The following is a 25,345-nucleotide window of genomic DNA, read 5'->3' as shown; positions in this document are numbered from 1 at the left end:
GTGGTGAGGTACGGCATGCGTCATCTGCTGTTCGACCTCCGCCGCTCGGTGAGCTCGACGAACCGGAACGCCCGGAGCGCGACCGTGATGGGTCGGTTGCTCGGGGTGGCGTTCGTCGTGTGCATCCTGACGGGGCTGTACAGCCACTTCCTGCAGCAGCCCTATTCGTGGATGCACTTCCCGACCCACCCGGTGAGCCTCTACAAATGGAGCCAGGGCGTCCACATCACCGTCGGCATCGCGTGCTTCCCGCTGCTGCTGGGCAAGCTGTACACGATCTTCCCGCAGCTGTTCCAGTCGCCGCCGATCAAGTCGATCGGTCACGTCTTCGAGCGCGCCTCGATCACCCTCTTCGTGTCGTCGTCGCTCGTGCAGATCTTCACCGGCCTGCTGAACACGTTCCAGTACTACCCGTGGCCGTTCCCGTTCAAGCAGGTGCACTTCGCGCTCTCGTTCGTGATCATCGGGTCGCTGGCCATCCACATCGCCCTCAAGCTGCCGCTGATCACGCGCTACTGGACCGCGAAGAGGAGCTACGACGCGAACGGCGAGTTCATCCCGCCCGAGTCCGATCTCGTGCCCGTCACCCCGCGGAAGCAGGCGCTCGAACGCCTCGCGGCGCTCGGGGTCGATCCGACCTCGGCCGCGTTCCAGCGCGATCTCGACGACCCGACCGTCGTCCTCGACGCCGAGGTCTCGTCCGCGGCGTTCGAGGCGAGGCGGCCCAAGGGCTTCGTGGCCCGGATCTTCGCCTGGATCGACGACACCCCCTCGTCGCCGGCGAAGACCTCGCGTCGGGGCTTCTTCACCGCGGTCACGGCCTCGACGGTCGGCGTGGTCGCGCTGACCGCCGGGCAGTCGTTCAAGCCGTTCGACACGATCAACGTCCTGGCTCCCCGCCAACAGGGGCTCGGCCCGAACGATCTGCCCATCAACCGCACTGCGGCTGCGGCCCAGGTGCTCGAGACGGCGATGGACCCGAACTGGGGTCTCACGATCTCGAAGGGCGCCTTCTCGGTGCGCCTGTCGGCCGCGCAGCTGCTGGCCCTGCCGCAGCACCAGGCCGACCTGCCCATCTCCTGTGTCGAAGGGTGGAGCCAGATGGCCACGTGGCGCGGAGTCCGACTGGTCGACCTCGTCGCCCTCGTCGACGCCGACGCGTCGGCGTCTCTCAAGGTCACCAGCCTGGAGAAGAAGGGCGGCTACCGGATCATGATGATGGGCTCGGAATACGTCCACGACCCGAACACGCTCGTCGCCACGCATCTGAACGGCGAACGACTCGACATCGAGCACGGGTACCCGGCACGGATGATCGCGCCCGGGCGCCCCGGGGTGTTGCAGACCAAATGGCTGAGCACGTTGGAGGTGCTGTGATGACCGCGTCGGCATCCTCCGAGTCCGTCCTCGCCACTTCTCCGTCTCGAGGCGTGTTCATCGGGCGCGTGGCTCTCATCGTGTTCGGCGCGGCCCTCACTCTCCTCGGCGCCTACGTCATGATGACGACCGTCAAGCCCAAGAACATCGTCGGCGTCATCACCTGGCTGATCGGTGCCCTGATCCTCCACGACGGAATCATCTCTCCGATCGTCGTCGGCATCGGCATCGGGCTGAAGCGGGTCGGCCGTCGTATCCCCGCCTCGGTGCTCTGGATCGTCCAGGGGGCGGTCTTCGTCGGCAGCGTGTTCACCCTCGTGGTCGTGCCCGAGATCATCCGCAAGGCGAAGATCCCGAAGAACTACACGGTTCTGCCCTTCGACTACGCGCCGCGACTGGCGATCCTCTGGGGCGTGATCGTGGTGCTGACCGCGGTCGTCATCGTGGTGGTGCTGCGTGTGCGTCGGCGCTCGCCCGTCGATCACACCCCAGCGGCGTAGACCTCGCGCCTAGGTCGGGTGTTCGCGCCGGTGGCAGGTGTTCGACGTTCGAGAGCGGGCACGACCGGCCCCGGCGGAGCAGCATCGGGGGATGAGCGACGATGCAGCGCAGATCCAGACCGAATTCCACGACGCCGTGAACATGACGGCGTCCGAGTTGTCGAAGTGGCTGGAGACCGACGAGTCCAAGGAGGTCGGTCAGAAGACCGACGGCCACGAGTCCACCGGGCACCACAGCGGGCGGCGGATCGTCGAGATCCTCGGCACGAAGAAGTCCGACCTCACGGACAGCGACCTGAAGCACATGCAGAAGGTGGTCGGCTACGTCGCACGGCACTCGAAGCAGCGCCCCGACGGCGACGTCACCGAGACGCGCTGGCGCTACTCCCTGATGAACTGGGGCAACGATCCGATGAAGAAGTAGGGGGGCGCGCCCGTCGAAGCCACTCCATCGGCGCGAACCCTCCGCCTAGGCGGGGTGTTCCTGCCGGTCGAGTGTGTCTAGCGGGAAGCGGCGGGCGTCAGGCGGCAGAACGACCGCTCGGCGACGCGCCAGGTGCGCGAGACCGCGAGACCGGCGCTCGCCGCATGACGGCCCAGGGCATCCCGCCCGACCTCCGCCCAGGGGAACCCGGCGCTCGAGCCGCCGCGATCGTCCACCACGTGAGCGGTGAAGGCGTCGTCGACGGACGGGTCGTCCTGCACCTCGACGAGGACCGCGCCGCCGTCGCGCAGCAGCTCGCGGCAGCGCCCGAGCAGCGCGGCCGGGTCGCCACCGATGCCGATGTTGCCGTCGAGGAGCAGCAGGGTGCCCCACAGACCCTCCCAGGGCATCGGCTCGAAGATCGACTGGGCCAGGACGGGAAGGCCGGCGTCGCGGGCGACCTGCGCCGCGGCGGCGGACACGTCGACGCCCAGGGCGGTGAACCCGAGATCGGCGGCGGCACGGATCATCCGGCCCGGTCCGCAGCCGATGTCGAGCACGGGGCCGCGCTCGCCGTGGAGCACGCTGCGGTCGACCACGTCGGCGGCGGCCATCCACTGCGAGAGGTCGTAGGGGGCGGCCGGTGCGGTGGAGCGACGGCCGTCGCCGACGAGCGTCAGGGCACCGTTGCGGCGCAGGGCGTGGGCGTAGGGCTCGGCTCCGCCCGAACCGAAGCTGGCCTCGCGCGGGGCGGACCAGTCGACGACGAGGCTCATCGGGCACCCACGAGGTCGGCCAGGCGCAACGCCGTCGCGAACCGGGAGTCGGGAGCGGACGCTGCGACGAGGCGGGCGTCGTCGATGGTGTCGACGTCGACGAGCTCGGGCAGGTGCGCGACGGTCAGACCGGCTGCGGCGAGTCGAGCCAGTTGGTGGAACCCGGTGTCGTCCTGCGACATGGGCACGCCCCGCAGCAGGTCGCCGGTCGGGCGGGCGAGGCCGAGCGCCCAGAACCCGCCGTCGTTCGCCGGACCGAACCAGGCGTCCACACCGGTCGGCCACTCCTGGAACACAGGGCGCAGGATGCTCGCACTCACCTGCGGCGTGTCCATCCCGATCAGCAGAGTGGGCTCGTCGACGAGGTCGAACAGCGCACCGAGTCGCTCGTCGAGCCCACCCTCGACCTGCGGCACGATCTCATAGCCGGCTGCTTCGACGGGGGCGTGCTCGCCGTCGAACAGGAGGATGCGCCGGGTCGCCGGCAGATCGGCCACGGCGGCCAGGGTGTCGGCGATGGCCGCGGACGCGACGTCGGCGGCCTGCTCGAGGCTCAGGGGCGGGTGGAGGCGTGTCTTGACCTTGCCGGGCAGGCACTCCTTGGCGATGACGACGAGGGCGGTCATCGCCGGGCCGCCTTCAGGAGGCGGGACATGTCCTGGATCGCGCGGAGGGTGCCGCGCAGGGTTCCGGTCACCTTGCTGCGGCCCACGCGGGGCGCGTAGGGGGCGTCGAGCTCGAGGATGCGCCACCCGGCTTCCGATCCGCGCAGAACCATCTCGAGGGGGTACCCGCTGCGGCGGTCCTGCAAGTCGAGGCCCAGGAGGCCTTCACGGCGGGCTGCGCGCATCGGTCCAAGGTCGTGGAGACGGACGCCGGAGGCGCGACGCATCAGGCGGGCGAGGGCGAAGTTGGCGAGGCGGGCGTGGAGGGGCCAGGCGCCGCGGGTCGTCGGGCGGCGGCGGCCGAGGACGAGATCGGCCTCGCCGCGAGCGATGGGGGCGACCAGCGCTTCGAGGTCGAGGGGGTCCATCGACGCATCGGCGTCGCAGAACGTGACGTAGTCGGCGGTGGAGGCGAGGAGGCCGGCGTGGGCAGCCGCACCGAAGCCGCGGCGGCTCTCGGTCACGACGGTGGCACCGAGCTCTCGGGCGATCTCGGCCGAGCCGTCGGTCGAACCGTTGTCGACGACGATGGCCCGGTAGCCCTTCGGCAGGCGCCCCAGGATCCACGGCAGAGCGGCCGCCTCGTCGAGGCACGGCAGGACGATGTCGACCGTTCCGGGAATCATATATTCACCATACGGATCGGCTGCTGAGAGCGTCCGTCCGGGTGTGTCGATCTCGGTGCGCATGGCCATCCCAACCTCGGTGCAACGAGGTCCGTTGCGTGCACGAGGTGTTCGGAGCGGTCCTCCCGAGAGGTGGCTCGGAGGCGGCTGAGTGCGCCGAACGGCTACCGGACCCAGAACGGCTACTTGGCCCAGACCGGCTACCTGGCCCAGACCGGCTACCTGGCTCGGATCGGCTACTGCACGCTCGCGCGGAGGGGAGCGGACGCGAATTCGTGCATCCCCCGCTCGAAGGTCACTGACGGCGCCCAGCCGAGTTCGTCCTGGAGGCGCCGTGACGACGCGGTGATGTGGCGGACGTCGCCTGCTCGGTAGTCGCCCGTGACCACGGGCGGCAGGCCTCCGGCGGCCCGGCTCAGCTCGGAGGCCATCTCGCCGATCGTGTGCACGACGCCGCTGCCGACGTTGTACGGGCGGAACGTGTCGGCGGGGAGATCGGCCGTGCGGTCGAGGGCCGCGAGGTTGGCGGAGGCGATGTCGCGGACGTGGACGAAGTCGCGGCGTTGCGCGCCGTCCTCGAACACCCGCGGTGCCTCGCCTCGCTGGATCGCCGACCGGAAGAGAGAGGCGACTCCGGCGTACGGGGTGTTCTGCGGCATCCCCGGTCCGTAGACGTTGTGGTAGCGCAGGGCGATGGCTCGGCCGCCGGTGCTCCGCGCCCACGATGTCGCGAGCTGCTCTTGAGTGAGCTTGGTGATGGCGTAGACGTTGCGAGGGTCGAGCGGTGCATCCTCGCCGATGAATTCCGGGACGAGCAGGTTGCCCTCGTCGTCGCGCGGGTCGAACACGCCGGCGTCGAGGTCGGCGATGCGGCGCGGCGCGGGGCGGACGATGCCGCTCGGCCCGCGGTAGGCGCCCTCGCCGTAGACGACCATCGAGGACGCCATCACGAGGCGGTCGATCCCGCGACTCGCCATGGCGGCGAGGACCACGGCCGTGCCGACGTCGTTCGACGACACGTAGTCGGGGGCGTCCTGGAAGTCGACGCCGAGACCGACCTTGGCGGCCTGGTGACAGACCGCGACCACGCCGTCGAGGGCGTCGTCCATGGCGGCCCGGTCGCGGACGTCGACCTGACGGAAGTCGACACGAGGGTCGAGGGATGCACCGCCGCCGTGCACGTCAGGGCGCAGGTCGTCGACGACCCGCACGCTCCACCCGCGGTCGAGCGCTCCGGTGACGATGGTGGATCCGATGAAGCCGGCCCCGCCCGTCACGAGCAGGAGAGGCGAGTCGGATGCGGTCACAGGGGAGGCCTCGGCGCCCCGGTGACCGGTCGGGCCAGGACCTCGGCGACGGCGGCGGCGGGGATGAGCTCGCGGGGCGTGAAGCCTGCCGGAAGCGCCGCGACGATCTTCTCGATGGCCGCCACGATCGTCGGCTGCGCGGCCGCGAGACGCTCGAAGACCAGCTCGGCGCTGACCGTGTCGACGTCGTCGCCCTCCTCCGGGGCCAGGCCCGCGTCGCTGTCGGTGACGAACGAGAGGTTGACGGTGCCCACGTTGAGTTCGGCGGCGAGCGCCACCTCGGGATACATCGTCATGTTGACCGTGTGGGCGCCGGCCTGCCGGAACCAGAGCGACTCGGCGCGGGTCGAGAAGCGCGGCCCCTGGATCACGACGCAGGTGCCGGTGGGGGAGAAGGAGTCGAGCGAGGCGGTCAGGGCGTCGATGGCGAACCCGCGCAACTGCGGGTCGAACGGGTCGGCCGCGGCGAGGTGCTGCACCGAGCCCTGGTCGTAGAACGTGTCGGCCCGGCCCCAGGTGCGGTCGATGAACTGGTCGGTCACGACCAGCGTGCCGGGCGGGAAGTCGGGGCTGACACCGCCGACGGCGCTGGAGGAGACGATGGCGCGAGCTCCGAGCGAGGCCAGCGCCCAGATGTTCGCGCGGTAGCCGATGAGATGCGGGGCGACCGAGTGGTCCGCGCCGTGGCGGGTGAGGAACGCGACGCGCTTGCCGCCGAGCGTTCCGATCGTGACGGGGCTCGACGTCTCGCCGTACGGGGTGTCGACGACGAACGACTCGGACTCGCCCTCGGGGAAGAGTGCGTAGAGCCCGGATCCGCCGATAACCGCCACGTCGACTCGAGGAGCCGACCCGCCGGACTCGGGGGCACTGCCTGTGGGTTCGTGGGCGCTGCCTGGGGAGAGTTCCGAGGGGTCCGATGCCATGTCTGGGAGACTATCGCTGACAGCCTGACCGACGAGAGAGAAGAGCGTGGGATCCCCGTGCGAACCCTGATCGAGCACGCGCAAGCCATCGCCATCCTCGTCGACGCCGCGTCGTCCGCCCGCGGTGTCGAGAGGGCGAGCCTCGTCGACGGTCCCCTGCCGACCGGCCGCACCCTGGCGGACGACCTCGTCGCTCCGATCGACCTGCCGCCCTTTCCCGCCTCGCAGATGGACGGCTACGCGGTCCGCAGCTCCGAGCTGGTGCCCGGGGCCCCGGCTCTCGTCGTCGCCGCACGGGTCCCGGCCGGCACCGTCCCGGCACCGCTCGAGCCCGGCACGGCCGCTCCGATCATGACCGGGGCTCCCGTTCCCGAGGGCGCCGACGCCGTCGTGCCGATCGAGCAGGCGGTCCCCGCGCACTTCCTCCCCGAAGACGTCGCCGGCACGGTCGAGCTGCCGACGGGTGCCGCTCCCGGGCTCTTCGTGCGGCCGCCCGGCTCCGACGTCGCCGCGGGGTCCCTTCTCTTCGCCGCCGGCACGCTGCTCGGGCCGGCGCATCTCGGCGCACTCGCCGCCTCCGGCCTGACCGAGATCGACGTCCGGTCTCCTCTCCGCATCTGGTTGCTCTCGACCGGCGAAGAGCTCGCTCCGGCCGGTCCCCTCCCTCCCGGCAAGATCCACGACGCCAACGGCACCTCGATGCGGGCCGCCCTCGAGGGTGCCGGCGCCGATGTCACCGCCCTCCGCGTCTCCGACGACGTCGACGCCCTGTGGAGAGCGCTCGCCGAGGCCCGTCGCATTTCCGGCGCGCTCCCCGATCTGCTCGTGACGACCGGCGGCATCAGCGAGGGCGCCTACGAGGTGGTGCGCGAAGCCTTCGAGCCCCGAGGCCTCACCATCGGCACCGTCGCCATGCAGCCGGGGGGCCCGCAGGGCTGGGGTCTCCTCGACCTCGACGGCACCGCGGTGCCCACCGTCTGCTTCCCCGGCAATCCGGTGTCGGCCCTCGTCTCGTTCGAGGCCTTCCTCCGGTTGCCGCTCCTCGCAGCGGCCGGGCGGCCGTCGCCTCGGCGCGACTCCGTGGCCGTCCTGGCCGAGAGCGCCGACTCGCCGAAGGGCAAGCACCAGTTCCGCCGGGCGCGCCTCGACGACGAGGGGCGCGTGCACTTCGTGGGCGGCGCGAGTTCGCATCTCCTGCACAACTACGCGATGTCGACGGTCCTGGCGCACGTGCCGCTCGGGGTCGACCGGGTCGAGGCCGGCGACGAGGTCGTAGTCTGGGCGCTCGATGACTGACCCCTCCCTCTCCGATCAGCCCGGGCATCCCGCGCTGTCCCATCTGCGTTCCGACGGGAGCGCCCACATGGTCGACGTCACCGGCAAGTCCGAGACGAAACGGGTCGCCACGGCCCAGGCGGTCCTGCGAACGCGAGCCGACGTCGTCGCGCAGATCGGCGACGGCAGCCTGCCCAAGGGGGAGGCCCTCGGCACGGCCCGCGTCGCAGGCATCATGGCGGCCAAGCAGACCTCGAACCTGATCCCGCTGTGCCACCCGCTGCCGATCGGCTCGGTCACGGTCGACTTCGAGACGTCCGTCGACTCCGTACGGATCCTCGCCACCGTCTCCACCCGCGGGGTCACCGGGGTCGAGATGGAGGCGCTGACCGCGGCCTCCGTCGCCGCGCTCACGCTCTACGACATGATCAAGGCGGTCGACAAGCTCGCCGTCATCGAGGCGATCCAGGTGCTCGAGAAGTCCGGCGGCAAGAGCGGCGACTGGGCACGACCGTCGACGGGGGTCTCGGCATGACCCGCACCGCACTCGTCGTCGTCGCCTCCACGCGTTCGGCGCTCGGCACGGCCGACGACTTCACCGGCCCGGTGATCGCGCGCTGGTTCGAGGAGCGCGGCTTCACCGTCGACGAGCCGGTCGTCGTCGCCGACGGCGAGCCGGTGGGGCAGGCTCTCATCGCCGGCATCGCCCAGCGCGTCTCCGTCATCGTCACCACCGGCGGCACCGGCGTCTCGCCCACCGACGCGACACCCGAGATGACGGCGCCGCTGCTCGACAAGCGCCTCCTCGGCATCGAAGAAGAACTGCGGCGGCGCGGCTCCGTCCACGTCGTCACGGCCCTGCTCAGCCGCGGCCTGGTCGGCGTCTCCGGGCACACGCTCGTGGTCAACCTGCCCGGTTCGCCCGGCGGAGTGCGCGACGGGCTCGCCCTTCTCGACGAACTCCTCGACCACGTCCTCACGCAGATCGAGAGCGGCGGCGGTCACGACGACGGCGCCGGGAGGCACCACCATGGCTGAGCGCGTCCTGCTCTCCCGGGTCACCGCCGACCCCGTGTCCGTCGCGGCCTGCTCCGACCTCGTGTCGGCCTCCACAGCGGGCGCCGTCGTGACCTTCGAGGGCGTGGTGCGCGACCACGACGACGGGCGGGGCGTCGTCGCACTCGAGTACGAGGCGCACCCGACGGCGATGGAGGTGATCACGCGCGTCGCCGCCGAGGTCGCGGCCGCGCATCCCACGGTCGCCGTCGCCGTCGAGCACCGGGTCGGCCCGCTCCGTGTCGGTGACGTCGCTCTCGCCTGCGCGGTCTCCAGCGCGCACCGTGCCGAGGCGTTCGCCGCCTGCGCCGCCCTGATCGACGAGGTCAAGGCCCAAGTGCCGATCTGGAAGAAGCAGGACTTCACCGACGGCACCAGCGAGTGGGTCGCGTCCCTCGGATAGCCCCGCTCGCGAGAGCGGCAGGGCGCGATCGACGACGGCCGGTCGGCGCGATCAGCGCGACCGCCTACCCTTGACGGGTGGCCCACCTTCTCGGCGCTGAAGCGCTCCATCTCGAATTCCCCACCCGCGTGATCTTCGAAGGCGTGACCCTCGGCATCGACGAGGGCTCGCGCATCGGGGTGGTCGGGCGCAACGGCGACGGCAAGTCGACGCTCATGTCGATCCTCTCCGGGCGGCTCGAACCCGACTCCGGCCGCGTGACGACCCGCCGCGGCGTGACGATGGGCGTGCTCGACCAGCGCGACATCCTGCCCCTCGACGCCATCGTCAGCGACGTCATCGTCGGCGGCCGCGAGGAGCACGAGTGGGCCGGCGACGCCCGCATCCGCGACGTCATCTCGGGCCTCGCCACCGACATCCCGTGGGAGTCCACGATCGGTGCCCTCTCCGGTGGCCAGCGTCGGCGCGTGGCCCTGGCCGCACTCCTCGTCGGCGACTGGGACATCCTGTTCCTAGACGAGCCCACCAACCACCTCGACGTCGAGGGTGTCGCGTGGCTCGCCCAGCACCTCAAGCGCCGCTGGTCGCCCAACTCGGGTGCCCTCGTCGTCGTGACCCACGACCGGTGGTTCCTCGACGAGGTCTCCACCGACACCTGGGAGGTGCACGACGGCATCGTCGAGCCCTTCGAGGGCGGGTACGCGGCGTACGTGCTGCAGCGCGTCGAGCGCGACCGTTCGGCCAGCGTCACCGAGGCCAAGCGTCAGAACCTCATGAAGAAGGAGCTCGCCTGGCTCCGCCGCGGCGCCCCGGCCCGAACGGCCAAACCGAAGTTCCGCATCGACGCCGCCGAGACGCTCATCGCCGACGAGCCGCCTGTGCGCGACAAGGTCGCCCTCAGCCAGATGGCGACCAGCCGCCTGGGCAAGCAGGTCGTCGACGTCATCGAGGCAGGCGTCTCGTACGGCGATCGCCGCATCCTGCACGACATCGAGTGGCGCATCGCCCCAGGCGAGCGCACCGGCATCCTGGGCGTCAACGGCGCCGGCAAGTCCACTCTGCTCAAGCTCGTCACGGGCGAGGTCGAGCCCACCGAGGGTCGCGTCACCCGCGGCAAGACGGTCAAGTTCGCCATCCTCGACCAGCAGCTCGCCGATCTCGCCGAGTTCGCCGACGAGCGCGTCAACACCGTCGTCGGCCGGTACCGCACCTCGTACGTCTCCGGCGGCAAGGAGATGACGCCGGGCCAGCTGCTCGAGCGCCTCGGCTTCACCACGCCCCAGCTGCAGACCGCGGTCAAAGACCTCTCCGGTGGCCAGAAACGCCGCCTCCAGTTGCTGCTCATCCTCCTCGACGAGCCGAACGTCCTGATCCTCGACGAGCCCACCAACGACCTCGACACCGACATGCTCGCGGCGATGGAAGACCTCCTCGACACCTGGCCGGGCACGCTCCTCGTCGTGAGCCACGACCGGTACCTGCTCGAGCGCGTCACCGACACCCAGTACGCCGTGCTCGACGGCGTCATGCGACACCTGCCCGGCGGCGTCGACCAGTACCTCGCCATTCGCAAAGAGGCCGTCGAGGGCGCCGGCGAGGCGACCGACCGGCCCACCGCGACCCAGGGGGCGTCGGCTTCCGTTGCCGCTGCCGCGAAGAAGTCGGGGCTGTCGGGCGCCGAGAAGCGCAACGCCGAGAAAGAGCTGGCCTCGCTCGACCGCCGCATCAAGAAGGGCGCCGCCGAGCGCCTCGCTCTGCTCGACCAGTTCGCCGCGCACGACCAGGGCGACTACACCGGCCTCGGCGAGATCCAGAAGAAGGTCGCCGAGCTCGAGGCGCGCACCGAGAAGCTCGAGGCGGAGTGGCTGCTGGTCAGCGAGAAGCTCGAGGGCTGAGCCGGGGGATGCCCGGGCCTCCCGCTCGGGCGACGCTCAGTCGCCGAGCGTGAGGCTCAACGCCCGCAGCAACCCGGTCAGACGTTCGCGGTCGTCGCTGGTCAGATCGCCGAGAAGGTCGGACTCGGCCGCGATCAGACCCGTGATCGCCGCATCCACCGCATCGCGCCCCGTCGAGGTCATGACGACGAGGATGCCCCGCCCGTCGCTCGGGTCGGTCCGGCGCTCGACGAGCCCCCGCTCGACCAGCCGATCGATCCGGTTCGTCATCGTGCCGCTGGAGACGAGCGTCTGCTGCAGCAGTGCCTTCGGGCTCAGCTGATACGGCGCGCCCGCCCGTCTCAGCGCGCTCAACACGTCGAACTCCCACGACTCGAGGTCGCTCGCGGTGAACGCCGCCCGGCGCGCCCGGTCGAGGTGCTTGGAGAGCCGGCCGACCCGGGAGAGCACGTGCAGCGGCGCGAAGTCGAGGTCCGGCCGCTCGCGGTTCCACGCGTCGACGATGCGGTCGACCTCGTCCTCGGCGTCCTGGGGCATCTGTTCATTATGGCGATGGTCGCCGGCGACAGCGGCGGGAGCGAGCATCCCGCCGTCATCTGGCAGACTGGTCCGGCGCGATTCGCGCGGTCCGCCTTGGTGTAATGGCAGCACGACAGCCTTTGGAGCTGTTAGGTCTAGGTTCGAATCCTGGAGGCGGAGCGGCGTGCCCCGTTCGAGAACCCGGGCTCAGTACACCGCGACGAGACGGCCGGTCACGTCACCGGTCTTGACGCGCTCGATGCCCTCGGGGATGTGCTCGAAGTCGGTGCGATCGATCGTCGGCACGATGTCGCCGGTCGACATCCAGTGGATGATGGCGGCCATCGACTCCTTGGGCCCTCCCACGTTGCCGATGAGGCTGACGCCCTTCATGATCAGCGGGTACATGTCGAGGGTGGCCTCGAGGCGGCCCATGCCGACCTGTACGACACGGCCGCCCTGGCCGACCGCCGCGATGGCGCCGGCCGTCGTCGAGCCGAAGCCCGCGAAGTCGACGATGAGATCGAGCTGCTCGTCGGCCAGTTCGGCGATGTCCTTGACGACCCTCTCGGCACCGGCCTCGCGGGCGCGATCCCAGGCGGCCTCGTTGATCTCGGCGACGAAGACGTGCGCGCCGCTGAGGGCTGCGACCCGGACTCCGATCTGCCCGAGTCCGCCGAAGCCGATGATCCCGACCTTCTGACCCGGCTTCACCTGTCCGCTGGAGACCACCGCGGAGTGCGCCGTCATGCCGGGCTCGGCGAAGACGGCCATCTCGAACGGCACGTTGTCGGGCACCGGGATCAGGGTGTTCGTGTGTGCGACGAGGTACTCGCCGAAGCCGCCGTTCTGCGTGTAGCCGTGGGTCTCGCCCATCGACCAGATGGCGACGCGGTCACCGACGGCGTAGTCGGTCACCCCTTCGCCGAGGGCGGTGATCTCGCCGGCGATCTCGTGGCCGGGAACGACGGGCAGAGCCATCATGGCCATCCACTTCTCGTCTTCGAACAGCCCGACGTCGGAGTGGCAGAGACCGACGGCCTTCACTCGGACGACGACCTGGTCGGCGCCCGCGGTCGGGTTGGGAAGATCGACTTTCGCCAGCGGCGAGTGGGTGTTCGTGAACTGCCAGGCCTTCATTGGTTCTGCTCCGTGTTCGATTCGAAGAGGGCCCGCGGGATGCACGGGTCCAGGTGGTTGACGAGGTTCGAGACTCCGCGGCGCTCGCTCGCGCGGCCGAGTCCGACGGACTTCACGGTACTCGCGTCGGTGAGGTTTAAACGACAGCTGTGGATCAGATTCGGACCCCCGCGGCTCGTTCCTCATCCGCACCCCAGGCCGCAGTGGGATGATGGAGGCAGCCGGGGTGGGAACCCCGACTTGCTGTGAGTGCTCGTCGAGCACTTAGACAGAGAGAGGGCTTCGAAGGCGCGGCCCACCGCTTATCCGAAGGAGTCGACAATGTCCGACACCGCATCGATCCACCTCCCGCGCACCGGTTCGATCCGAACGGGTGCATCACGAACGGCCTCCATCCGCGCCGTCCCGACGGCCCGTCTCGGCCTCCGCGCCCGCATCAGCGCCGCACTGGCTCTCGGGTCTCCGCGGCAGGCCTACGCCGCCGGCACGTACGTGATCGTCGACCGCACGCTCGCGTCCGGCCCTAATGCCCTCGCCGATACAGCCAGTTAAACACGAGGGTCCACACCACGACGACACCGAGGCCGACCGCTCCGACGTACAGTGAGAACGGAACGCCCGCGAACAGGCTCGACGCGAAGACCACCGCCAGCACGGCCGAGGCGATGCTCAACGGGGTCCGGTAGCGAACGGTCCACGACTTCGGGGTCGACCGCTCCAAAAACTCGAACAGGTCGTCGTCGGGATCGCTCATGCAGTCCACGGTACCGAGACCGTCCCTGCCGTGCGCGCGGGCCGCACTGCGGGCCCGCGTGCCTGCAACTTTCCCGTGAGCCCGAGTCGGTGACGCTTCACCGTCCTACAGTGGCGATCATGACCCTCGACGACATCGCCCTGACCACCCTCCGCGGCCAAGAGACCACGTTCGGCGCCTTCTCGGACAAGGTGGTGCTGGTCGTCAACGTGGCCTCGCGCTGCGGTCTGGCGCCGCAGTACGAGAAGCTCGAGGCGCTCCAGAAGACCTACGGCGAGCGGGGCTTCACGGTCATCGGCTTCCCGAGCAACCAGTTCCTGCAAGAGCTCGGCACGTCCGAGAAGATCGAGGAGTATTGCTCGGCGACCTGGGGCGTCACCTTCCCGATGATGGAGAAGATCAAGGTCAACGGCCGGTCCGAGCATCCCCTCTACACCGAGCTGAAGAAGACGCCCGACGAGGCGGGCAAGGCGGGCCGTGTCTCGTGGAACTTCGAGAAGTTCCTGGTGACCCCCGACGGCTCGGTGCGCCGGTTCCGCCCGAAGACCGAGCCCGACGCCCCCGAGATCGTCGAGGCCATCGAGTCCGCGCTGGTCATCGCGTAACTCTCCCGAACCGGCTCACGGCGAGACGGGGGATGCCGGGCGCTCGTCGGCCAGCAGCCTCGCGACCGGACCGGCGAACATCGTCCCCTTGATGGCGGCGAGTGTCGACGGGTCCTTGGTCGAGAGCGAACCGGCGAACTCCACGGCCGTCTCCAGGACGGCTTCGGGCGCCGCCACTCGATCGACGAGGCCGCGCTCCACGGCCGCCGGCCCGCCGTACCGCCGCCCGGTGGTCATCGCCTCGAGGGCCGCCATCGGTGACAGCTTCGCTTGGATGAGCGCCGACATGCCGTCGGTGAACGGGATCCCGATGTCGACCTCGGGGAAGCAGAAGTACCCCCGCTCCGCGTTCATCACCCGGAAGTCGTGGGCCAGCGCGAGCATCGCGCCCGCCCCGAACGCATGCCCGTTGACCGCCGCGACGGTCGGAAAGGGGAGTGTCGTCACCGTGGCGAGGAGACGGTGGATGCGGATCAGGTACTCGGCCCGGCGACGCGGTGCCGCCGTGATCTCGGCCTCCACGAGCCCGTTCGAGAAGAACTTGCCGACGCCGTGCGACACCAGGACGCGGGGAGGAGCTGCGGCGAGGTCCGCCAGAACCGCATCGACCTCGTCGAGCCAGTCGGCCGTGAACCGGTTCTCGTCGTCGCCCCAGGTGACGTACGCCACCGCATCCGTTCGCTCGAGCGTGACCGTCATCGAAGACCTCCATCGGTATCCAGGTTCGAATCGATCATTCCACGCAAGCCTTGTGCGCCGCGCTGGAGTTCGCGCACCCGCCCCGACCAGGCGTCGGAACCGGCCGGGCGCACGCGCATAGGATGATCCGGCGGACGGTTCGTCACGGGCCCCGCGAGCACACCCTCGACAGGCGGGAGCCACGATGCCGACCTCTCCGATAGCCGTGATCGTCCTGGCGGCAGGCCAGGGCACGAGGATGCGCAGCTCGACCCCCAAGGTCCTCCACCGGTTGGCGGGTCTCCCGCTCATCCACCACGTGCTCGAGTCCGCTCGGGCGCTCGACCCGGCCCACCTCGTCGTCGTGGTGCGGCACGATCGCGACACCGTCGCCGCCAGCGTGCTGGAGGTCGCCCCGCACGCGACCCTCGTCGACCAGGACGAGCTCCCCGGCACGGGGCGTGCCGTCGAGCAGGCCGTCGAGGCCCTCCCGGCCGACTTCGCCGGCGACGTCGTCGTCGTGAGCGCCGACGTGCCGTTCGTCGACCTCGCCACCCTCACCGACCTCCTCGCCCGCCATCGCGAGGCGGCGGCGGACGCCACGTTGCTGAGCGCCTTCCTCGAGAACCCGACCGGCTACGGTCGCATCGTCCGCCGGTCCGACGACTCGGTCGATCGCATCGTCGAGCAGAAGGACGCCACCGAGAAGGAGCGGGCCATCGCGGAGATCAACTCGGGCACCTACGTCTTCACGGTCGCCGCCCTCCGCACGCACCTGCCGTTCGTGACGCCGTCCAACGCGCAGAACGAGAAGTACCTGACCGACGTCATCGGCCTGCTCACCCTCAACGGCGGCATCGTCGCCGCGAAGCCCGTGGACGAGACCTGGCGGGTCGAGGGGATCAACGACCGCGCTCAGCTCGCCGTGGCCGCTCGACGGCTGAACGACCGGATCGTCCGCCACTGGCAGCTCGAGGGCGTCAGCATCCTCGACCCTCAGACCACGTGGATCGACCGCGACGTCAGCCTCGCCGCCGACGTCGAGATCCTCCCCGGCACTCAGCTCAAGGGGGCCACCGTCATCGAAGCCGGAGCGATCGTCGGGCCGGACACGACGCTCGTCGACACCGAGGTGGGCGAGGGGGCGACCGTCAAGCGGACCGACGCGACCCTCGCGGTGATCGGGGCCCGAGCATCCGTCGGACCCTTCTCGTACCTGCGCCCCGGCACGATTCTCGGTGCCGACGGCAAGATCGGCGGTTTCGTCGAGACCAAGAACGCGACCATCGGCGCCGGCAGCAAGGTCCCACACCTCAGCTACATCGGCGACACGGAGATCGGCGAGGGGTCCAACCTCGGGGCCGGCACCATCACGGCCAACTACGACGGGGTGAACAAGCACCGGACCGTGATCGGCTCTCACGTTCGGATGGGGTCGCACAACGTCTACGTGGCTCCCGTTAGGATTGGTGACGGAGCTGCGTCGGGTGCCGGAGCCGTCGTGCGCAAAGACGTGCCGCCGGGTTCGTTGGCCCTCAGCGTCGCTCCTCAGCGCACCATCAGCGGATGGGTCGAGGCCAAGCGTCCCGGCTCGGCTGGAGCGGTCGCCGCAGCGGCAGCCCTCGCCGCCGACGGAGCCGAGCACGACCAGAAGTCCGCAAACGACGAACCGGCCGAATGACCCTGGCGACAACGCTCGGGCCGGCCGCGGTCTCACGACCAGAGAGCGAGTGACGTGTCCGGAATCAAGATCACCGGCGAAAACCGACTCGTCCTGGTCACAGGGCGCGCGCATCCCGCCCTCGCCGAGGAGATCGCTCGCGAACTGGGCACCGAGCTGACCCACACCGACGCCCGCACCTTCGCGTCGAGCGAGATCTACGCCCGCTACGACGACAGCGTGCGTGGCTCCGACGCGTTCGTGATCCAGTCGCACACGCGACCGATCAACGAGTGGCTCATGGAGCAGCTGATCATGGTCGACGCCCTCAAGCGCGCCTCCGCCAAACGCATCACCGTCGTCGCGCCCTACTACCCCTACGCCCGGCAAGACAAGAAGGGGCGTGGTCGTGAGCCGATCTCGGCCCGTCTCGTCGCCGACCTGTTCAAGGCGGCCGGTGCGCACCGCATCATGAGCGTCGACCTCCACGCGCCGCAGATCCAGGGGTTCTTCGACGGTCCCGTCGACCACCTGTTCGCGATGCCTGTGCTGCTCAAGCACTTCCAAGAGAAGCTCGACCCGAAGACGCTGACGGTGGTCTCGCCCGACATGGGCCGGGTCAAGGTCGCCGACATCTGGAGCGAGCGCCTCGGTGCCCCCCTGGCCATCATCCACAAGCGCCGCGACCCGAAGATCATGAACGAGGTCTCGGTGCACGAGATCGTGGGCGAGGTCCGCGGGCGCGTCTGCCTCCTCGTCGACGACCTGATCGACACGGGTCGCACCATCGCGAAGGCCGCCGAGGCCCTCAAGAACGCGGGTGCCATCGGCGTCGTCGTCGCGGCGACCCACGCGGTCTTCTCCGACCCGGCGCCCGAGATCCTGCACAACGAGTTCATCGACTCGGTCGTCGTGACCGACACGCTGCCGCTGACCGAGCACCAGAAGTTCCCGACGCTCACCGTGCTGCCGATCGCCCCGCTGATCGCCCGCGCGATCCACGAGGTCTTCGACAACGGCTCCGTCACGAGTATGTTCGACGGCGCAGCGTAGCGGAGTCGTCGAACCGGCGGGCACTGCCGACGGCGCAGCGTAGCTCGCCCCGACGCACGAACGCCCCTTCCCAACGGAAGGGGCGTTCACGCATTCAGGTCGGACTCAGTGGGTCGAGGGCTCCGTCTCGATCTCGGAGCGGTCGTCGCTCCAGAGGGTGTGGAACACCTTGTCGCTGTCGATCCGCTTGTAGGTGTGCGCGCCGAAGAAGTCGCGCTGGCCCTGGATGAGGCTGGCGGGCAGGCGCTCGGCGGCGAGGCTGTCGTAGTACGCCAGGGCGGACGAGAACCCGGGGACGGGGATGCCCGACAGAGCGGCCTTGGCGACGATGCGACGCCAGGCGTCCTCTCCGTCGGCGATGGCCTTGGCGAAGTACTCGTCCTCCAGCAGGGTGGCGATGGTCGAGTCGTTCTCGTAGGCGTCGACGATGCGGTTCAGGAACTGCGCACGGATGATGCAGCCACCGCGCCAGATCTTCGCCACGGCACCCTTGTCGATGTCCCAGTCGTACTCTTTCGCGCCGGCGATGATGGCGTCGAAGCCCTGCGCGTAGGCGACGATCTTCGACGCATAGAGCGCCTTCTGCACGTCGTCTTCGAAGTTGTCGCCCTTCTCCTGCACGGTGGGGCGGTTCTTCAGCGTCTTGCGGACCGCTGCGCGCTGATCGGGCTTCGACGAGACGGCGCGGGCGAAGACGGCTTCGGCGATGCCGCCGACGGGAACGCCGAGGCCGACGGAGTTCTGCACGGTCCAGACGCCGGTGCCCTTCGACCCCGCCTCGTCGACGATGATGTCGACCAGCGGCTTGCCGGTCTTGGCGTCTTTCTGCTTGAGCACCTCGGCGGTGATCTCGATCAGGTACGACTCGAGCTCGCCCTTGTTCCATTCACCGAAGACCTCGGCGATGGCCTCGGGGTCGTGCCCGCCGATGTGACGCAGCAGGTCGTACGACTCGGCGATGAGCTGCATGTCAGCGTATTCGATGCCGTTGTGGATCATCTTCACGAAGTGGCCGGCGCCGTCGTGACCGATGTGGGTCACGCAGGGCTCGCCCTCGGCGACGGCTGCGATCGACTTGAGGATCGGGCCGAGCGTCTTCCAGGCCTCGTCGGATCCGCCAGGCATGATCGACGGACCCTTCAAAGCGCCCTCCTCGCCGCCGGAGATGCCGGTGCCGACGAAGTTGAGCTTCTTCTCCTTCAGCTCTTTCTCGCGGCGGATGGTGTCCTGGAAGTTGGCGTTGCCGCCGTCGACGATGATGTCGCCCTCCTCGAACAGGTCGGCGAGCTGGCTGATGACGGCGTCGGTGCCCTTGCCTGCCTGCACCATGATGATCGCGGTGCGCGGCTTCGACAGCGAATCCGCGAACTCCTCGATCGTCTTCGAGGCGATGAAGCCGACATCGCCGTGCTCGTCGAGCAGCACGTCGGTGCGCTCGGGGGAGCGGTTGTAGACGGCGACGGTGTTGCCCTCGCGCGAGGCGAGGTTGCGGGCGAGGTTCGATCCCATGACTGCCAGCCCGACGACGCCGATGTTCGCCTTGCCGGTGTTCGTTCCGTGTTCGGCCACGGTGCCTCCTTACGTACGGGGTTTCGTTCAATGTAGTGACATGAGGTGTCGTGTTACAGGGTTGTCGCTCAGTTGTGGACGAGAGGTCACCCTGTGGAGAGGGAGGACCGCGCATCCCCCGTCTCGTTAGGGTGGCGGGATGACCTCCCAGCCGTCCCCCCTCGGCGGGCCCCCGCCCGCTCCCGATGCCCACCGCGCCGAGTCGGGCGAAGCGGGCGCCGCGCCGACGAAATTCCCGAAAGTCGTCGTGATGGGCGTGTCCGGCTCCGGCAAGTCGACGATCGGGCAGCTTCTGGCCGAGAGGGCCGGCGTGCCGTTCCTCGACTCCGACGACCTGCACCCGCAGGCCAACAAGGAGAAGATGGCGGCGGGCGAGCCGCTCGACGACCTCGACCGCAAGCCGTGGCTCGAACTGGTCGCCGAGTTCCTGCGTGACTCCGAGGTCGGCATGGTCGCCGCCTGCTCGGCGCTCAAACACAGCTACCGCGACGCCCTGCGCATCGGCGACCCCGATCTCGTGTTCGTCCAGTTGACCGGGGTCCGCGAGCTCATCACCCAGCGGCAGCACGATCGCAAGAACCACTTCATGCCACCTGCTCTGATGCAGTCGCAGTTCGACGTGCTCGAGCCGCTTCGCGACGACGAACGGGGCTTCCCCGTCGACGTCGCAGGCGATCCCGACGACGTGGTCGACGAGATCCTCCGCCGCCTGTAGACTCTCCCACTGAACTTCGGCGAGGGATGCACGTGGTCGAAGGCCGTCAGGCCGACGACCACCAGGCATCCGTGATCGACGCGGTGGGCAGGCAGTGAGCGTGGTGCTCGAGTCTTTCCTCACGCTGACATGCGTTCGTACAGAACCAGCGTTCGAGTTGAACCAAGACGAGAGGCCGATCGGCCCTCGCACGAGCATCGCGGCGCAGTGCCCCGGCACGGCGCCCACGAATTGGAGAAATCATGGCCACCGAAACGAACAAGCTCTCGGTCGAGCGTCGTACCAGCTTCGGCAAGGGAGCGGCTCGCAAGATCCGCGCCGTCGACAAGATCCCCGCCGTCCTCTACGGTCACGGCACCGACCCGGTCCACGTCACCCTTCCCGGCCACGAGACGATGCTGATCGTCCGTCGCGCCAACTCGATCCTCGAGCTCGACATCGAGGGCACCCAGGCCCTCGCCCTGGTCAAGGACATCCAGCGCGACCCGGTGCGTCAGATCATCGAGCACATCGACCTCATCGTCGTCCGTGCCGGTGAGCGCGTCGAGGTCGAGGTCCCCGTCCACATCGAGGGCGAGTCCTACCCCGGCACCATCCACGTGCTCGAGACCAGCACCCTCCTCCTCGAGGTGCTCGCCACCGACATCCCCCAGAACGTCGTCGTCTCGATCGAGGGCCTCGAAGAGGGCGCGCAGCTCAGCGCCTCCGACGTCAAGCTCCCCGAGGGCGCCGTCCTCATCACCGACCCGGAGATCCTGGTCGTCAACATCAGCCTCCCCCGTGGCGAGGTCGAGGCCGAGCCCACCGAGGCCGCCGAGACCCCGGCCGCCGAGTAAGCTCCGGCGCACAGCGACACCGGTACGAGGAGAGAAGCCCTGGACGACAATCAGTGGCTCGTGGTCGGGCTCGGCAACCCCGGGCCCGACTACGCCTCGACCCGTCACAACGTGGGGCAGATGGTCCTGTCCCTCCTCGCCGATCGACTGCAGTCGGGTTTCAAGACCCACAAGACGCAGGCGATCGTCGCGGAGGGGCGGAGCTTTCCCGGCGGCCCGCGCTTCGTGCTGGCCAAGCCGACGACGTTCATGAACGTGTCGGGTCCGCCCGTCGCAGCACTGCTGCGGTACTACGACCTCGACGTCTCGCGCCTCGTCGTCGTGCACGACGAGCTAGACATCCCGTTCGACACCCTCAAGATCAAGCAGGGCGGCGGGCACGGCGGCCACAACGGTCTGCGCGACATCATCGCCGCCTGCGGGTCGAACGACTTCACGCGGGTGCGCGTCGGCATCGGCCGCCCGCCCGGCCGTCAGCCCGCGGCCGACTTCGTGCTTCACGACTTCACCTCGACCGAGCGGAAGACGCTGCCGAACCTCCTCGACGAAGCAGCCGACGCCGTCGAGATGATCGCGGCCGACGGCCTGACCGCCGCGCAGCTCAAGTTCCACACCGCCGACTGAGGTCGGAGCGACTGCGTCGGCCGGGCGCGAACACCCGCCGCGATGTCGGAGGTGCCGCGTAAACTGGGGCGAGTGATCCTCCAGGGCTTGATTCCCGCGCTTTCGCGCGCCACCACGTTCGACGCTGCCCTGGCGCAGGCCACGAGATCCAGTGATTTCTCCCTGGTCGACGGGCTGCGCATCCCCCTGCTCGCAGGGCTCCTCGAGAAGCGTTCGGCCGAGGCCGACGGGGCGCCACAGGCTCTGTTGGTCATCACGGCCACGGGGCGCGAGTCCGAGGCCGTCCGCGGGTCGTTGGCGAGCTACCTCCCCGCGGCCGAGGTGCTCGAGTTCCCGGCATGGGAGACCCTGCCGCACGAGCGCCTGAGCCCCAGCGCCGAGACGGTCGGCAAGCGCATCCACGCTCTCCGTCGTCTCGCCGCCTGGTCGACCGAGGCCCGTGAGAACCCCGCCTCGACGCCGTCGATCGTGCTCGTGGCCGGAGTACGGGCCGCCCTGCAGCCGATCTCCGACAACCTGGCCGACATCGATCCCGTCGTGCTCACCAAGGGGGTCCGCGGGTACGACCTCGCGGCGATCGCCACGCAGCTCGTCGATCTCGCGTACGCCCGCGTCGACATGGTCACGCGCCGCGGCGAGTTCGCTGTGCGCGGCGGCATCCTCGACGTCTTCCCGCCGACCTCCGAGCACCCGGTGCGCGTCGACTTCTTCGGCGACGAGGTCGACGTGATCCGTCTGTTCTCCGTTGCCGACCAGCGCAGCCTCGAGACCGAGGTCGAGTCGGTCGAGCTGCCGCCGAGCCGCGAGATGCTCCTGACCGAGCCCGTGCGGCAGCGCGCTCGCGAGATGCAGCACGAGTTCCCGAGCCTCTCGCAGATGCTCGAGAAGCTGGGCCAGGGCATCCCCGTAGAGGGCATGGAGTCCCTCGCGCCCGCCCTCGTGCACCGCCTCGTCCCGCTCTCGCACTACCTGCCGGCAGACAGCGCGATCGCCGTCCTCTCACCCGAGCGCGTGGTGTCCCGGGCCAAGAGCCTCGCCGACACCAACCGCGAGTTCCTCTCCGCCGCGTGGAGCGCCGCGACGGCCGGTGCCGAGGCCCCGATCGACCTCGACTCCGGCGACTTCCTCACGCTGGGCGATCTCCGCCTCTCCGCGGGCGACCGCACCTGGTGGTCGATGAGCGGCTTCGACTCGGGCATGCTGCTGCCTGGCGAAGAGGCCTCCCTGAGCGACGCCGCGAAGGTCGAGGCCGCCGGCGAGTACGTGCGCCTCGAGGCCGAGACGGTGCCCAGCTTCTCCGGCAACGCCGAGGGTGCGCTCGACCACGTCGCGCAGCTCGTCGGTGACGGCTGGAGCGTGGTGGTCACGGCCCGGGGTGCCGGTCTCGTCGAGCGTGCCCGCGACGTCCTCGCCGAGCGCGAGATCGCGGCCCGGCTCGTCGACGAGCTCCCCGACGAGCTCGAGCCCGGAGTGGTGTTCCTCGTCGCCGGCGGGGTCGAGGCCGGCTTCGAGATCCCCGACGCCAAGATCGCCGTCCTCGGCGAGAGCGACTTCTACGGTCGCTCGGCCGGCTACGAGAACCGTCAGGTCAAGAAGCTCGCCTCCCGGCGCAAGAACGTGGTCGACCCGCTGCAGCTCAAGGCGGGCGACATCGTCGTGCACCAGACCCACGGCATCGGCAAGTTCCTCGAGCTGACGAGCCGCGAGGTGTCGAGCGGCGGTCGCAACGCGGTCAAGCACAGTCGCGAGTACCTCGTGCTCGAGTACGCCCCGTCCAAACGCGGTCAGGCCGGCGACCGCCTCTACGTGCCCACCGACCAGCTCGACCTGCTCAGCCGCTACGTCGGCGGCGAGGCGCCGAAACTCAGCAAGATGGGTGGGAGCGACTGGTCGGCCGCCAAGGGCAAGGCCCGCAAGGCGGTCCGAGACATCGCCGTCGAGCTGGTCAAGCTCTACAGTGCGCGCATGGCCTCCCGCGGTCACGCCTTCGGCCCCGACACCCCCTGGCAGCGCGAGCTCGAAGAGGCCTTCCCCTTCGCCGAGACCCCCGACCAGCTGACGACCATCGACGAGATCAAGGCCGACATGGAGCGGCCGATCCCGATGGACCGCCTGATCTCGGGCGACGTCGGCTACGGCAAGACCGAGGTCGCGATCCGCGCCGCGTTCAAAGCGGTCCAAGACGGCAAGCAGGTCGCGATGCTCGTCCCGACCACCCTGCTGGTCAAGCAGCACATGGAGACGTTCGCCGAGCGCTTCGCCGGGTTCCCCGTCCACCTCCGAGCCCTGAGCCGCTTCCAGACGGCGAAGGAGTCGAAGGAGACGATCAAGGGCATCGGCGACGGCACGGTCGACATCGTCATCGGCACCCACCGCATCCTCACCGAGGGCCTCGCCTTCAAAGACCTCGGTCTGGTCATCATCGACGAAGAGCAGCGCTTCGGCGTCGAGCACAAAGACCAGCTCAAGAAGCTCAAGACCAACGTCGACATCCTCGCGATGAGCGCCACGCCCATCCCGCGCACGCTCGAGATGGCCGTGACGGGCATCCGCGAGATGTCCACCCTGGCGACCCCGCCCGAAGACCGGCACCCGATCCTCACGTTCGTCGGGCCGAACAGCGACCGTCAGGTGGCCGCGGCGATCCGACGCGAACTCCTCCGCGAGGGGCAGATCTTCTTCGTGCACAACCGCGTCTCGAGCATCAACCGCATCGCCGCGCAGTTGGCCGAACTGGTGCCCGAGGCCCGGATCGCGGTCGCGCACGGCCAGATGCCCGAGTCGGCCCTCGAGCAGGTGATGGTCGATTTCTGGGAACGCAAGTTCGACGTTCTCGTCTCCACGACCATCATCGAGACCGGCCTCGACATCGCCAACGCGAACACCCTCATCATCGACCGGGCCGACAAATACGGCCTCTCGCAGTTGCATCAGCTCCGCGGTCGCGTCGGCCGTGGGCGCGAGCGCGGCTACGCCTACTTCCTCTACGACGCCGACAAGCCCCTCTCCGAAACGGCGCAAGACCGCCTCGAGACCATCGCGGCGAACAACGAGCTCGGCGCGGGCATGCAGGTGGCCCTGAAAGACCTCGAGATCCGCGGGGCAGGCAACCTGCTGGGCGGCGAGCAGTCCGGGCACATCGCCGGCGTCGGCTTCGACCTCTACCTGCGCATGATCGGCGAGGCCGTCAACACCTTCCGCGGCGACGTGGCCGAGGGGCAGACCGAGCTCCGGCTCGAGCTGCCCGTCGACGCGCACATCCCCGAGGAGTACGTCGAGAGCGAGCGCCTCCGCCTCGAGGCGTACCAGAAGCTGTCGACCGCATCGTCGCCCACCTCGACGCCCGAGCAGATCACCCAGGTGCTCGAAGAATTGACCGACCGCTACGGCGAGCCGCCGGCGCAGGTGCTCGCCCTGATCGAGGTCTCGCGTCTTCGGCGCATGGCTCAGAAGACCGGCCTCAGCGAGGTCGTGGCGATGGGCACGAACCTCCGCGTCGCAGCTCAGGAGCTCGCCGACAGCGTGCAAATGCGCTTGGCGCGGCTGTTCCCCGGCGCCCGGTACTTCGCAGCGACCAAGTCGGTCACGGTGCCGATGCCGCGCAAGAACGGCGAGCCCCTGCCCGACGCCGACCTCATCACCTGGGTCGAGCAGCTGCTCACCACGGTGTACGGGGCCGAGGCGCCGCAGGCATCCGAGGGGTCGAGCGCCGCTGCGGGCTGAGTCGCACGCTGATCGGGGGATCCCCTCGCACCCTCGTGTCGCGGACCCGCACCCTGCTCGCGCGAAGGCGCACCCTGCCCTCGCGGACCCGCACCTGCCTCGCGCGGGGCCGCACCCTGCTCGCGCGGAGGCGCACCCTCCTCGCGCGGACCCGCACCCTGCGATCCCGTCGCGACCCCTCGTCCTGCGGGGTCGCCACCGTCGCCGAGGGTGCGGGTCGGTCCGGGACGGCCAACGCT

General features: G+C 69.6%; 26 protein-coding genes and 1 tRNA gene. 17 read left to right on the top strand and 10 right to left on the bottom strand.

Going from position 1 to position 25,345, the window contains the following annotated elements:
• Positions 1-15 precede the first annotated feature (15 nt).
• The 3 genes from ABEA39_RS07140 (at position 16) to ABEA39_RS07130 (ending at position 2,301) form a co-directional block, all read left to right on the top strand.
• Positions 16-1,377, top strand: a complete 1,362-nt coding sequence (locus ABEA39_RS07140) for a molybdopterin-dependent oxidoreductase (protein WP_345374836.1) — start codon at positions 16-18, stop codon at positions 1,375-1,377.
• The gene (locus tag ABEA39_RS07135; RefSeq protein WP_345374834.1) at positions 1,377-1,877 is read left to right on the top strand and encodes a hypothetical protein; all 501 of its coding nucleotides are present in this window, start codon (positions 1,377-1,379) and stop codon (positions 1,875-1,877) included. Before ABEA39_RS07140 ends, ABEA39_RS07135 begins: the two co-directional genes overlap by 1 nt.
• A 91-nt stretch (positions 1,878-1,968) precedes the next feature.
• Positions 1,969-2,301, top strand: a complete 333-nt coding sequence (locus ABEA39_RS07130) for a DUF3140 domain-containing protein (protein WP_345374832.1) — start codon at positions 1,969-1,971, stop codon at positions 2,299-2,301.
• Positions 2,302-2,378: 77 nt separating this feature from the next.
• On the opposite strand, the gene ABEA39_RS07125 is transcribed toward ABEA39_RS07130, so the two are convergent.
• The 5 genes from ABEA39_RS07125 to ABEA39_RS07105 form a co-directional block, all read right to left on the bottom strand.
• Entirely contained in the window at positions 2,379-3,077 is a 699-nt protein-coding gene (locus ABEA39_RS07125; protein WP_345374830.1) for a class I SAM-dependent methyltransferase, read from the bottom strand.
• Positions 3,074-3,703, bottom strand: coding sequence for a TIGR04282 family arsenosugar biosynthesis glycosyltransferase (locus ABEA39_RS07120; RefSeq protein WP_345374828.1), 630 nt, complete (start codon positions 3,701-3,703; stop codon positions 3,074-3,076). The genes ABEA39_RS07125 and ABEA39_RS07120 overlap by 4 nt, the downstream gene beginning before the upstream one ends.
• Positions 3,700-4,368 (bottom strand): glycosyltransferase family 2 protein, encoded by a 669-nt coding sequence (locus ABEA39_RS07115; RefSeq protein WP_345374827.1) that lies wholly within the window; start codon positions 4,366-4,368, stop codon positions 3,700-3,702. Before ABEA39_RS07115 ends, ABEA39_RS07120 begins: the two co-directional genes overlap by 4 nt.
• Positions 4,369-4,604: 236 nt before the next feature.
• Positions 4,605-5,675 carry an NAD-dependent epimerase/dehydratase family protein gene (locus ABEA39_RS07110; protein ID WP_345374825.1) on the bottom strand — a complete coding sequence of 357 codons (1,071 nt, stop codon included), beginning with the start codon at positions 5,673-5,675 and terminating at the stop codon, positions 4,605-4,607.
• Positions 5,672-6,601, bottom strand: a complete 930-nt coding sequence (locus tag ABEA39_RS07105; RefSeq protein ID WP_345374823.1) for an MTAP family purine nucleoside phosphorylase — start codon at positions 6,599-6,601, stop codon at positions 5,672-5,674. The genes ABEA39_RS07110 and ABEA39_RS07105 overlap by 4 nt, the downstream gene beginning before the upstream one ends.
• A gap of 57 nt (positions 6,602-6,658) precedes the next feature.
• Between ABEA39_RS07105 and ABEA39_RS07100 the strand changes: the two genes are divergently transcribed.
• From ABEA39_RS07100 to ABEA39_RS07080, 5 genes are all read left to right on the top strand, one after another.
• Positions 6,659-7,897, top strand: coding sequence for a molybdopterin molybdotransferase MoeA (locus ABEA39_RS07100; protein ID WP_345374821.1), 1,239 nt, complete (start codon positions 6,659-6,661; stop codon positions 7,895-7,897).
• Positions 7,890-8,411, top strand: coding sequence for a cyclic pyranopterin monophosphate synthase MoaC (moaC, locus tag ABEA39_RS07095; RefSeq protein ID WP_345374819.1), 522 nt, complete (start codon positions 7,890-7,892; stop codon positions 8,409-8,411). The genes ABEA39_RS07100 and moaC overlap by 8 nt, the downstream gene beginning before the upstream one ends.
• Positions 8,408-8,914 (top strand): MogA/MoaB family molybdenum cofactor biosynthesis protein, encoded by a 507-nt coding sequence (locus ABEA39_RS07090; RefSeq protein ID WP_345374817.1) that lies wholly within the window; start codon positions 8,408-8,410, stop codon positions 8,912-8,914. Before moaC ends, ABEA39_RS07090 begins: the two co-directional genes overlap by 4 nt.
• A complete protein-coding gene (locus tag ABEA39_RS07085; RefSeq protein WP_345374815.1) occupies positions 8,907-9,335 on the top strand; it encodes a molybdenum cofactor biosynthesis protein MoaE in 429 nt (142 codons plus the stop codon). The genes ABEA39_RS07090 and ABEA39_RS07085 overlap by 8 nt, the downstream gene beginning before the upstream one ends.
• Before the next feature lie 77 nt (positions 9,336-9,412).
• Entirely contained in the window at positions 9,413-11,230 is a 1,818-nt protein-coding gene (locus tag ABEA39_RS07080) for an ABC-F family ATP-binding cassette domain-containing protein (protein ID WP_345374813.1), read from the top strand.
• A 36-nt stretch (positions 11,231-11,266) separates the two neighbouring features.
• Here the strand turns inward: ABEA39_RS07080 and ABEA39_RS07075 are convergent, their stop codons facing one another.
• Positions 11,267-11,767: a MarR family winged helix-turn-helix transcriptional regulator gene (locus ABEA39_RS07075; RefSeq protein ID WP_345374811.1), complete on the bottom strand. Its 501-nt coding sequence runs from the start codon at positions 11,765-11,767 to the stop codon at positions 11,267-11,269.
• Positions 11,768-11,857: 90 nt separating this feature from the next.
• Between ABEA39_RS07075 and ABEA39_RS07070 the strand changes: the two genes are divergently transcribed.
• A tRNA-Gln gene (locus tag ABEA39_RS07070) sits at positions 11,858-11,929 on the top strand.
• A gap of 27 nt (positions 11,930-11,956) precedes the next feature.
• On the opposite strand, the gene ABEA39_RS07065 is transcribed toward ABEA39_RS07070, so the two are convergent.
• Complete coding sequence (locus tag ABEA39_RS07065; protein ID WP_345374808.1) at positions 11,957-12,889, bottom strand: zinc-binding dehydrogenase; 933 nt, start codon at positions 12,887-12,889, stop codon at positions 11,957-11,959.
• Between the two features lie 321 nt (positions 12,890-13,210).
• On the opposite strand from ABEA39_RS07065, the gene ABEA39_RS07060 reads away from it, so the two are divergent.
• The gene (locus ABEA39_RS07060) at positions 13,211-13,441 is read left to right on the top strand and encodes a hypothetical protein (protein WP_345374806.1); all 231 of its coding nucleotides are present in this window, start codon (positions 13,211-13,213) and stop codon (positions 13,439-13,441) included.
• Here ABEA39_RS07060 and ABEA39_RS07055 read toward each other — a convergent pair.
• Positions 13,413-13,643 (bottom strand): hypothetical protein, encoded by a 231-nt coding sequence (locus ABEA39_RS07055; protein WP_345374803.1) that lies wholly within the window; start codon positions 13,641-13,643, stop codon positions 13,413-13,415. The genes ABEA39_RS07060 and ABEA39_RS07055 overlap by 29 nt on opposite strands.
• 119 nt (positions 13,644-13,762) lie before the next feature.
• Here ABEA39_RS07055 and ABEA39_RS07050 point away from each other — a divergent pair, with 119 nt between their 5' ends.
• The gene (locus tag ABEA39_RS07050; RefSeq protein WP_345374799.1) at positions 13,763-14,248 is read left to right on the top strand and encodes a glutathione peroxidase; all 486 of its coding nucleotides are present in this window, start codon (positions 13,763-13,765) and stop codon (positions 14,246-14,248) included.
• Between the two features lie 15 nt (positions 14,249-14,263).
• Here ABEA39_RS07050 and ABEA39_RS07045 read toward each other — a convergent pair whose 3' ends face one another.
• Positions 14,264-14,947: an enoyl-CoA hydratase/isomerase family protein gene (locus ABEA39_RS07045; RefSeq protein WP_345374796.1), complete on the bottom strand. Its 684-nt coding sequence runs from the start codon at positions 14,945-14,947 to the stop codon at positions 14,264-14,266.
• 184 nt (positions 14,948-15,131) lie between these two features.
• On the opposite strand from ABEA39_RS07045, the gene glmU reads away from it, so the two are divergent.
• Entirely contained in the window at positions 15,132-16,607 is a 1,476-nt protein-coding gene (gene glmU / locus ABEA39_RS07040; protein ID WP_345374794.1) for a bifunctional UDP-N-acetylglucosamine diphosphorylase/glucosamine-1-phosphate N-acetyltransferase GlmU, read from the top strand.
• A gap of 54 nt (positions 16,608-16,661) precedes the next feature.
• Positions 16,662-17,639: a ribose-phosphate diphosphokinase gene (locus ABEA39_RS07035; protein WP_345374791.1), complete on the top strand. Its 978-nt coding sequence runs from the start codon at positions 16,662-16,664 to the stop codon at positions 17,637-17,639.
• Between the two features lie 105 nt (positions 17,640-17,744).
• Here ABEA39_RS07035 and gndA read toward each other — a convergent pair whose 3' ends face one another.
• Positions 17,745-19,208 carry an NADP-dependent phosphogluconate dehydrogenase gene (gene gndA, locus ABEA39_RS07030; RefSeq protein WP_345374789.1) on the bottom strand — a complete coding sequence of 488 codons (1,464 nt, stop codon included), beginning with the start codon at positions 19,206-19,208 and terminating at the stop codon, positions 17,745-17,747.
• Positions 19,209-19,347: 139 nt separating this feature from the next.
• Here gndA and ABEA39_RS07025 point away from each other — a divergent pair, with 139 nt between their 5' ends.
• The 4 genes from ABEA39_RS07025 (at position 19,348) to mfd (ending at position 25,106) form a co-directional block, all read left to right on the top strand.
• On the top strand, positions 19,348-19,923 hold the full coding sequence (locus tag ABEA39_RS07025) for a gluconokinase (protein ID WP_345374787.1): 576 nt from the start codon (positions 19,348-19,350) through the stop codon (positions 19,921-19,923).
• 242 nt (positions 19,924-20,165) lie between these two features.
• Positions 20,166-20,759: a 50S ribosomal protein L25/general stress protein Ctc gene (locus tag ABEA39_RS07020; protein WP_345374785.1), complete on the top strand. Its 594-nt coding sequence runs from the start codon at positions 20,166-20,168 to the stop codon at positions 20,757-20,759.
• A gap of 39 nt (positions 20,760-20,798) precedes the next feature.
• Positions 20,799-21,383, top strand: coding sequence for an aminoacyl-tRNA hydrolase (gene pth / locus ABEA39_RS07015; RefSeq protein WP_345375309.1), 585 nt, complete (start codon positions 20,799-20,801; stop codon positions 21,381-21,383).
• 72 nt (positions 21,384-21,455) lie between these two features.
• A complete protein-coding gene (gene mfd, locus ABEA39_RS07010) occupies positions 21,456-25,106 on the top strand; it encodes a transcription-repair coupling factor (protein WP_345374783.1) in 3,651 nt (1,216 codons plus the stop codon).
• Positions 25,107-25,345: the final 239 nt, after the last annotated feature.

This window comes from Frondihabitans cladoniiphilus (assembly GCF_039544345.1).
Classification (GTDB): domain Bacteria; phylum Actinomycetota; class Actinomycetes; order Actinomycetales; family Microbacteriaceae; genus Frondihabitans; species Frondihabitans cladoniiphilus.
The sequence above is the reverse complement of the archived record's forward strand: the minus strand, read 5'-3'. Positions and strand labels throughout refer to the sequence as shown.

Bases quoted from the DNA above. Each gene is read 5' to 3' on its own strand.
- ABEA39_RS07140 (WP_345374836.1), top strand. From the start codon at position 16: ATGCGTCATCTGCTGTTCGACCTCCGCCGCTCGGTGAGCTCGACGAAC.
- ABEA39_RS07135 (WP_345374834.1), top strand. From the start codon at position 1,377: ATGACCGCGTCGGCATCCTCCGAGTCCGTCCTCGCCACTTCTCCGTCT.
- ABEA39_RS07130 (WP_345374832.1), top strand. From the start codon at position 1,969: ATGAGCGACGATGCAGCGCAGATCCAGACCGAATTCCACGACGCCGTG.
- ABEA39_RS07125 (WP_345374830.1), bottom strand. From the start codon at position 3,077: ATGAGCCTCGTCGTCGACTGGTCCGCCCCGCGCGAGGCCAGCTTCGGT.
- ABEA39_RS07120 (WP_345374828.1), bottom strand. From the start codon at position 3,703: ATGACCGCCCTCGTCGTCATCGCCAAGGAGTGCCTGCCCGGCAAGGTC.
- ABEA39_RS07115 (WP_345374827.1), bottom strand. From the start codon at position 4,368: ATGATTCCCGGAACGGTCGACATCGTCCTGCCGTGCCTCGACGAGGCG.
- ABEA39_RS07105 (WP_345374823.1), bottom strand. From the start codon at position 6,601: ATGGCATCGGACCCCTCGGAACTCTCCCCAGGCAGCGCCCACGAACCC.
- moaC (WP_345374819.1), top strand. From the start codon at position 7,890: ATGACTGACCCCTCCCTCTCCGATCAGCCCGGGCATCCCGCGCTGTCC.
- ABEA39_RS07090 (WP_345374817.1), top strand. From the start codon at position 8,408: ATGACCCGCACCGCACTCGTCGTCGTCGCCTCCACGCGTTCGGCGCTC.
- ABEA39_RS07085 (WP_345374815.1), top strand. From the start codon at position 8,907: ATGGCTGAGCGCGTCCTGCTCTCCCGGGTCACCGCCGACCCCGTGTCC.
- ABEA39_RS07075 (WP_345374811.1), bottom strand. From the start codon at position 11,767: ATGCCCCAGGACGCCGAGGACGAGGTCGACCGCATCGTCGACGCGTGG.
- ABEA39_RS07065 (WP_345374808.1), bottom strand. From the start codon at position 12,889: ATGAAGGCCTGGCAGTTCACGAACACCCACTCGCCGCTGGCGAAAGTC.
- ABEA39_RS07060 (WP_345374806.1), top strand. From the start codon at position 13,211: ATGTCCGACACCGCATCGATCCACCTCCCGCGCACCGGTTCGATCCGA.
- ABEA39_RS07055 (WP_345374803.1), bottom strand. From the start codon at position 13,643: ATGAGCGATCCCGACGACGACCTGTTCGAGTTTTTGGAGCGGTCGACC.
- ABEA39_RS07050 (WP_345374799.1), top strand. From the start codon at position 13,763: ATGACCCTCGACGACATCGCCCTGACCACCCTCCGCGGCCAAGAGACC.
- ABEA39_RS07045 (WP_345374796.1), bottom strand. From the start codon at position 14,947: ATGACGGTCACGCTCGAGCGAACGGATGCGGTGGCGTACGTCACCTGG.
- glmU (WP_345374794.1), top strand. From the start codon at position 15,132: ATGCCGACCTCTCCGATAGCCGTGATCGTCCTGGCGGCAGGCCAGGGC.
- ABEA39_RS07025 (WP_345374787.1), top strand. From the start codon at position 19,348: ATGACCTCCCAGCCGTCCCCCCTCGGCGGGCCCCCGCCCGCTCCCGAT.
- ABEA39_RS07020 (WP_345374785.1), top strand. From the start codon at position 20,166: ATGGCCACCGAAACGAACAAGCTCTCGGTCGAGCGTCGTACCAGCTTC.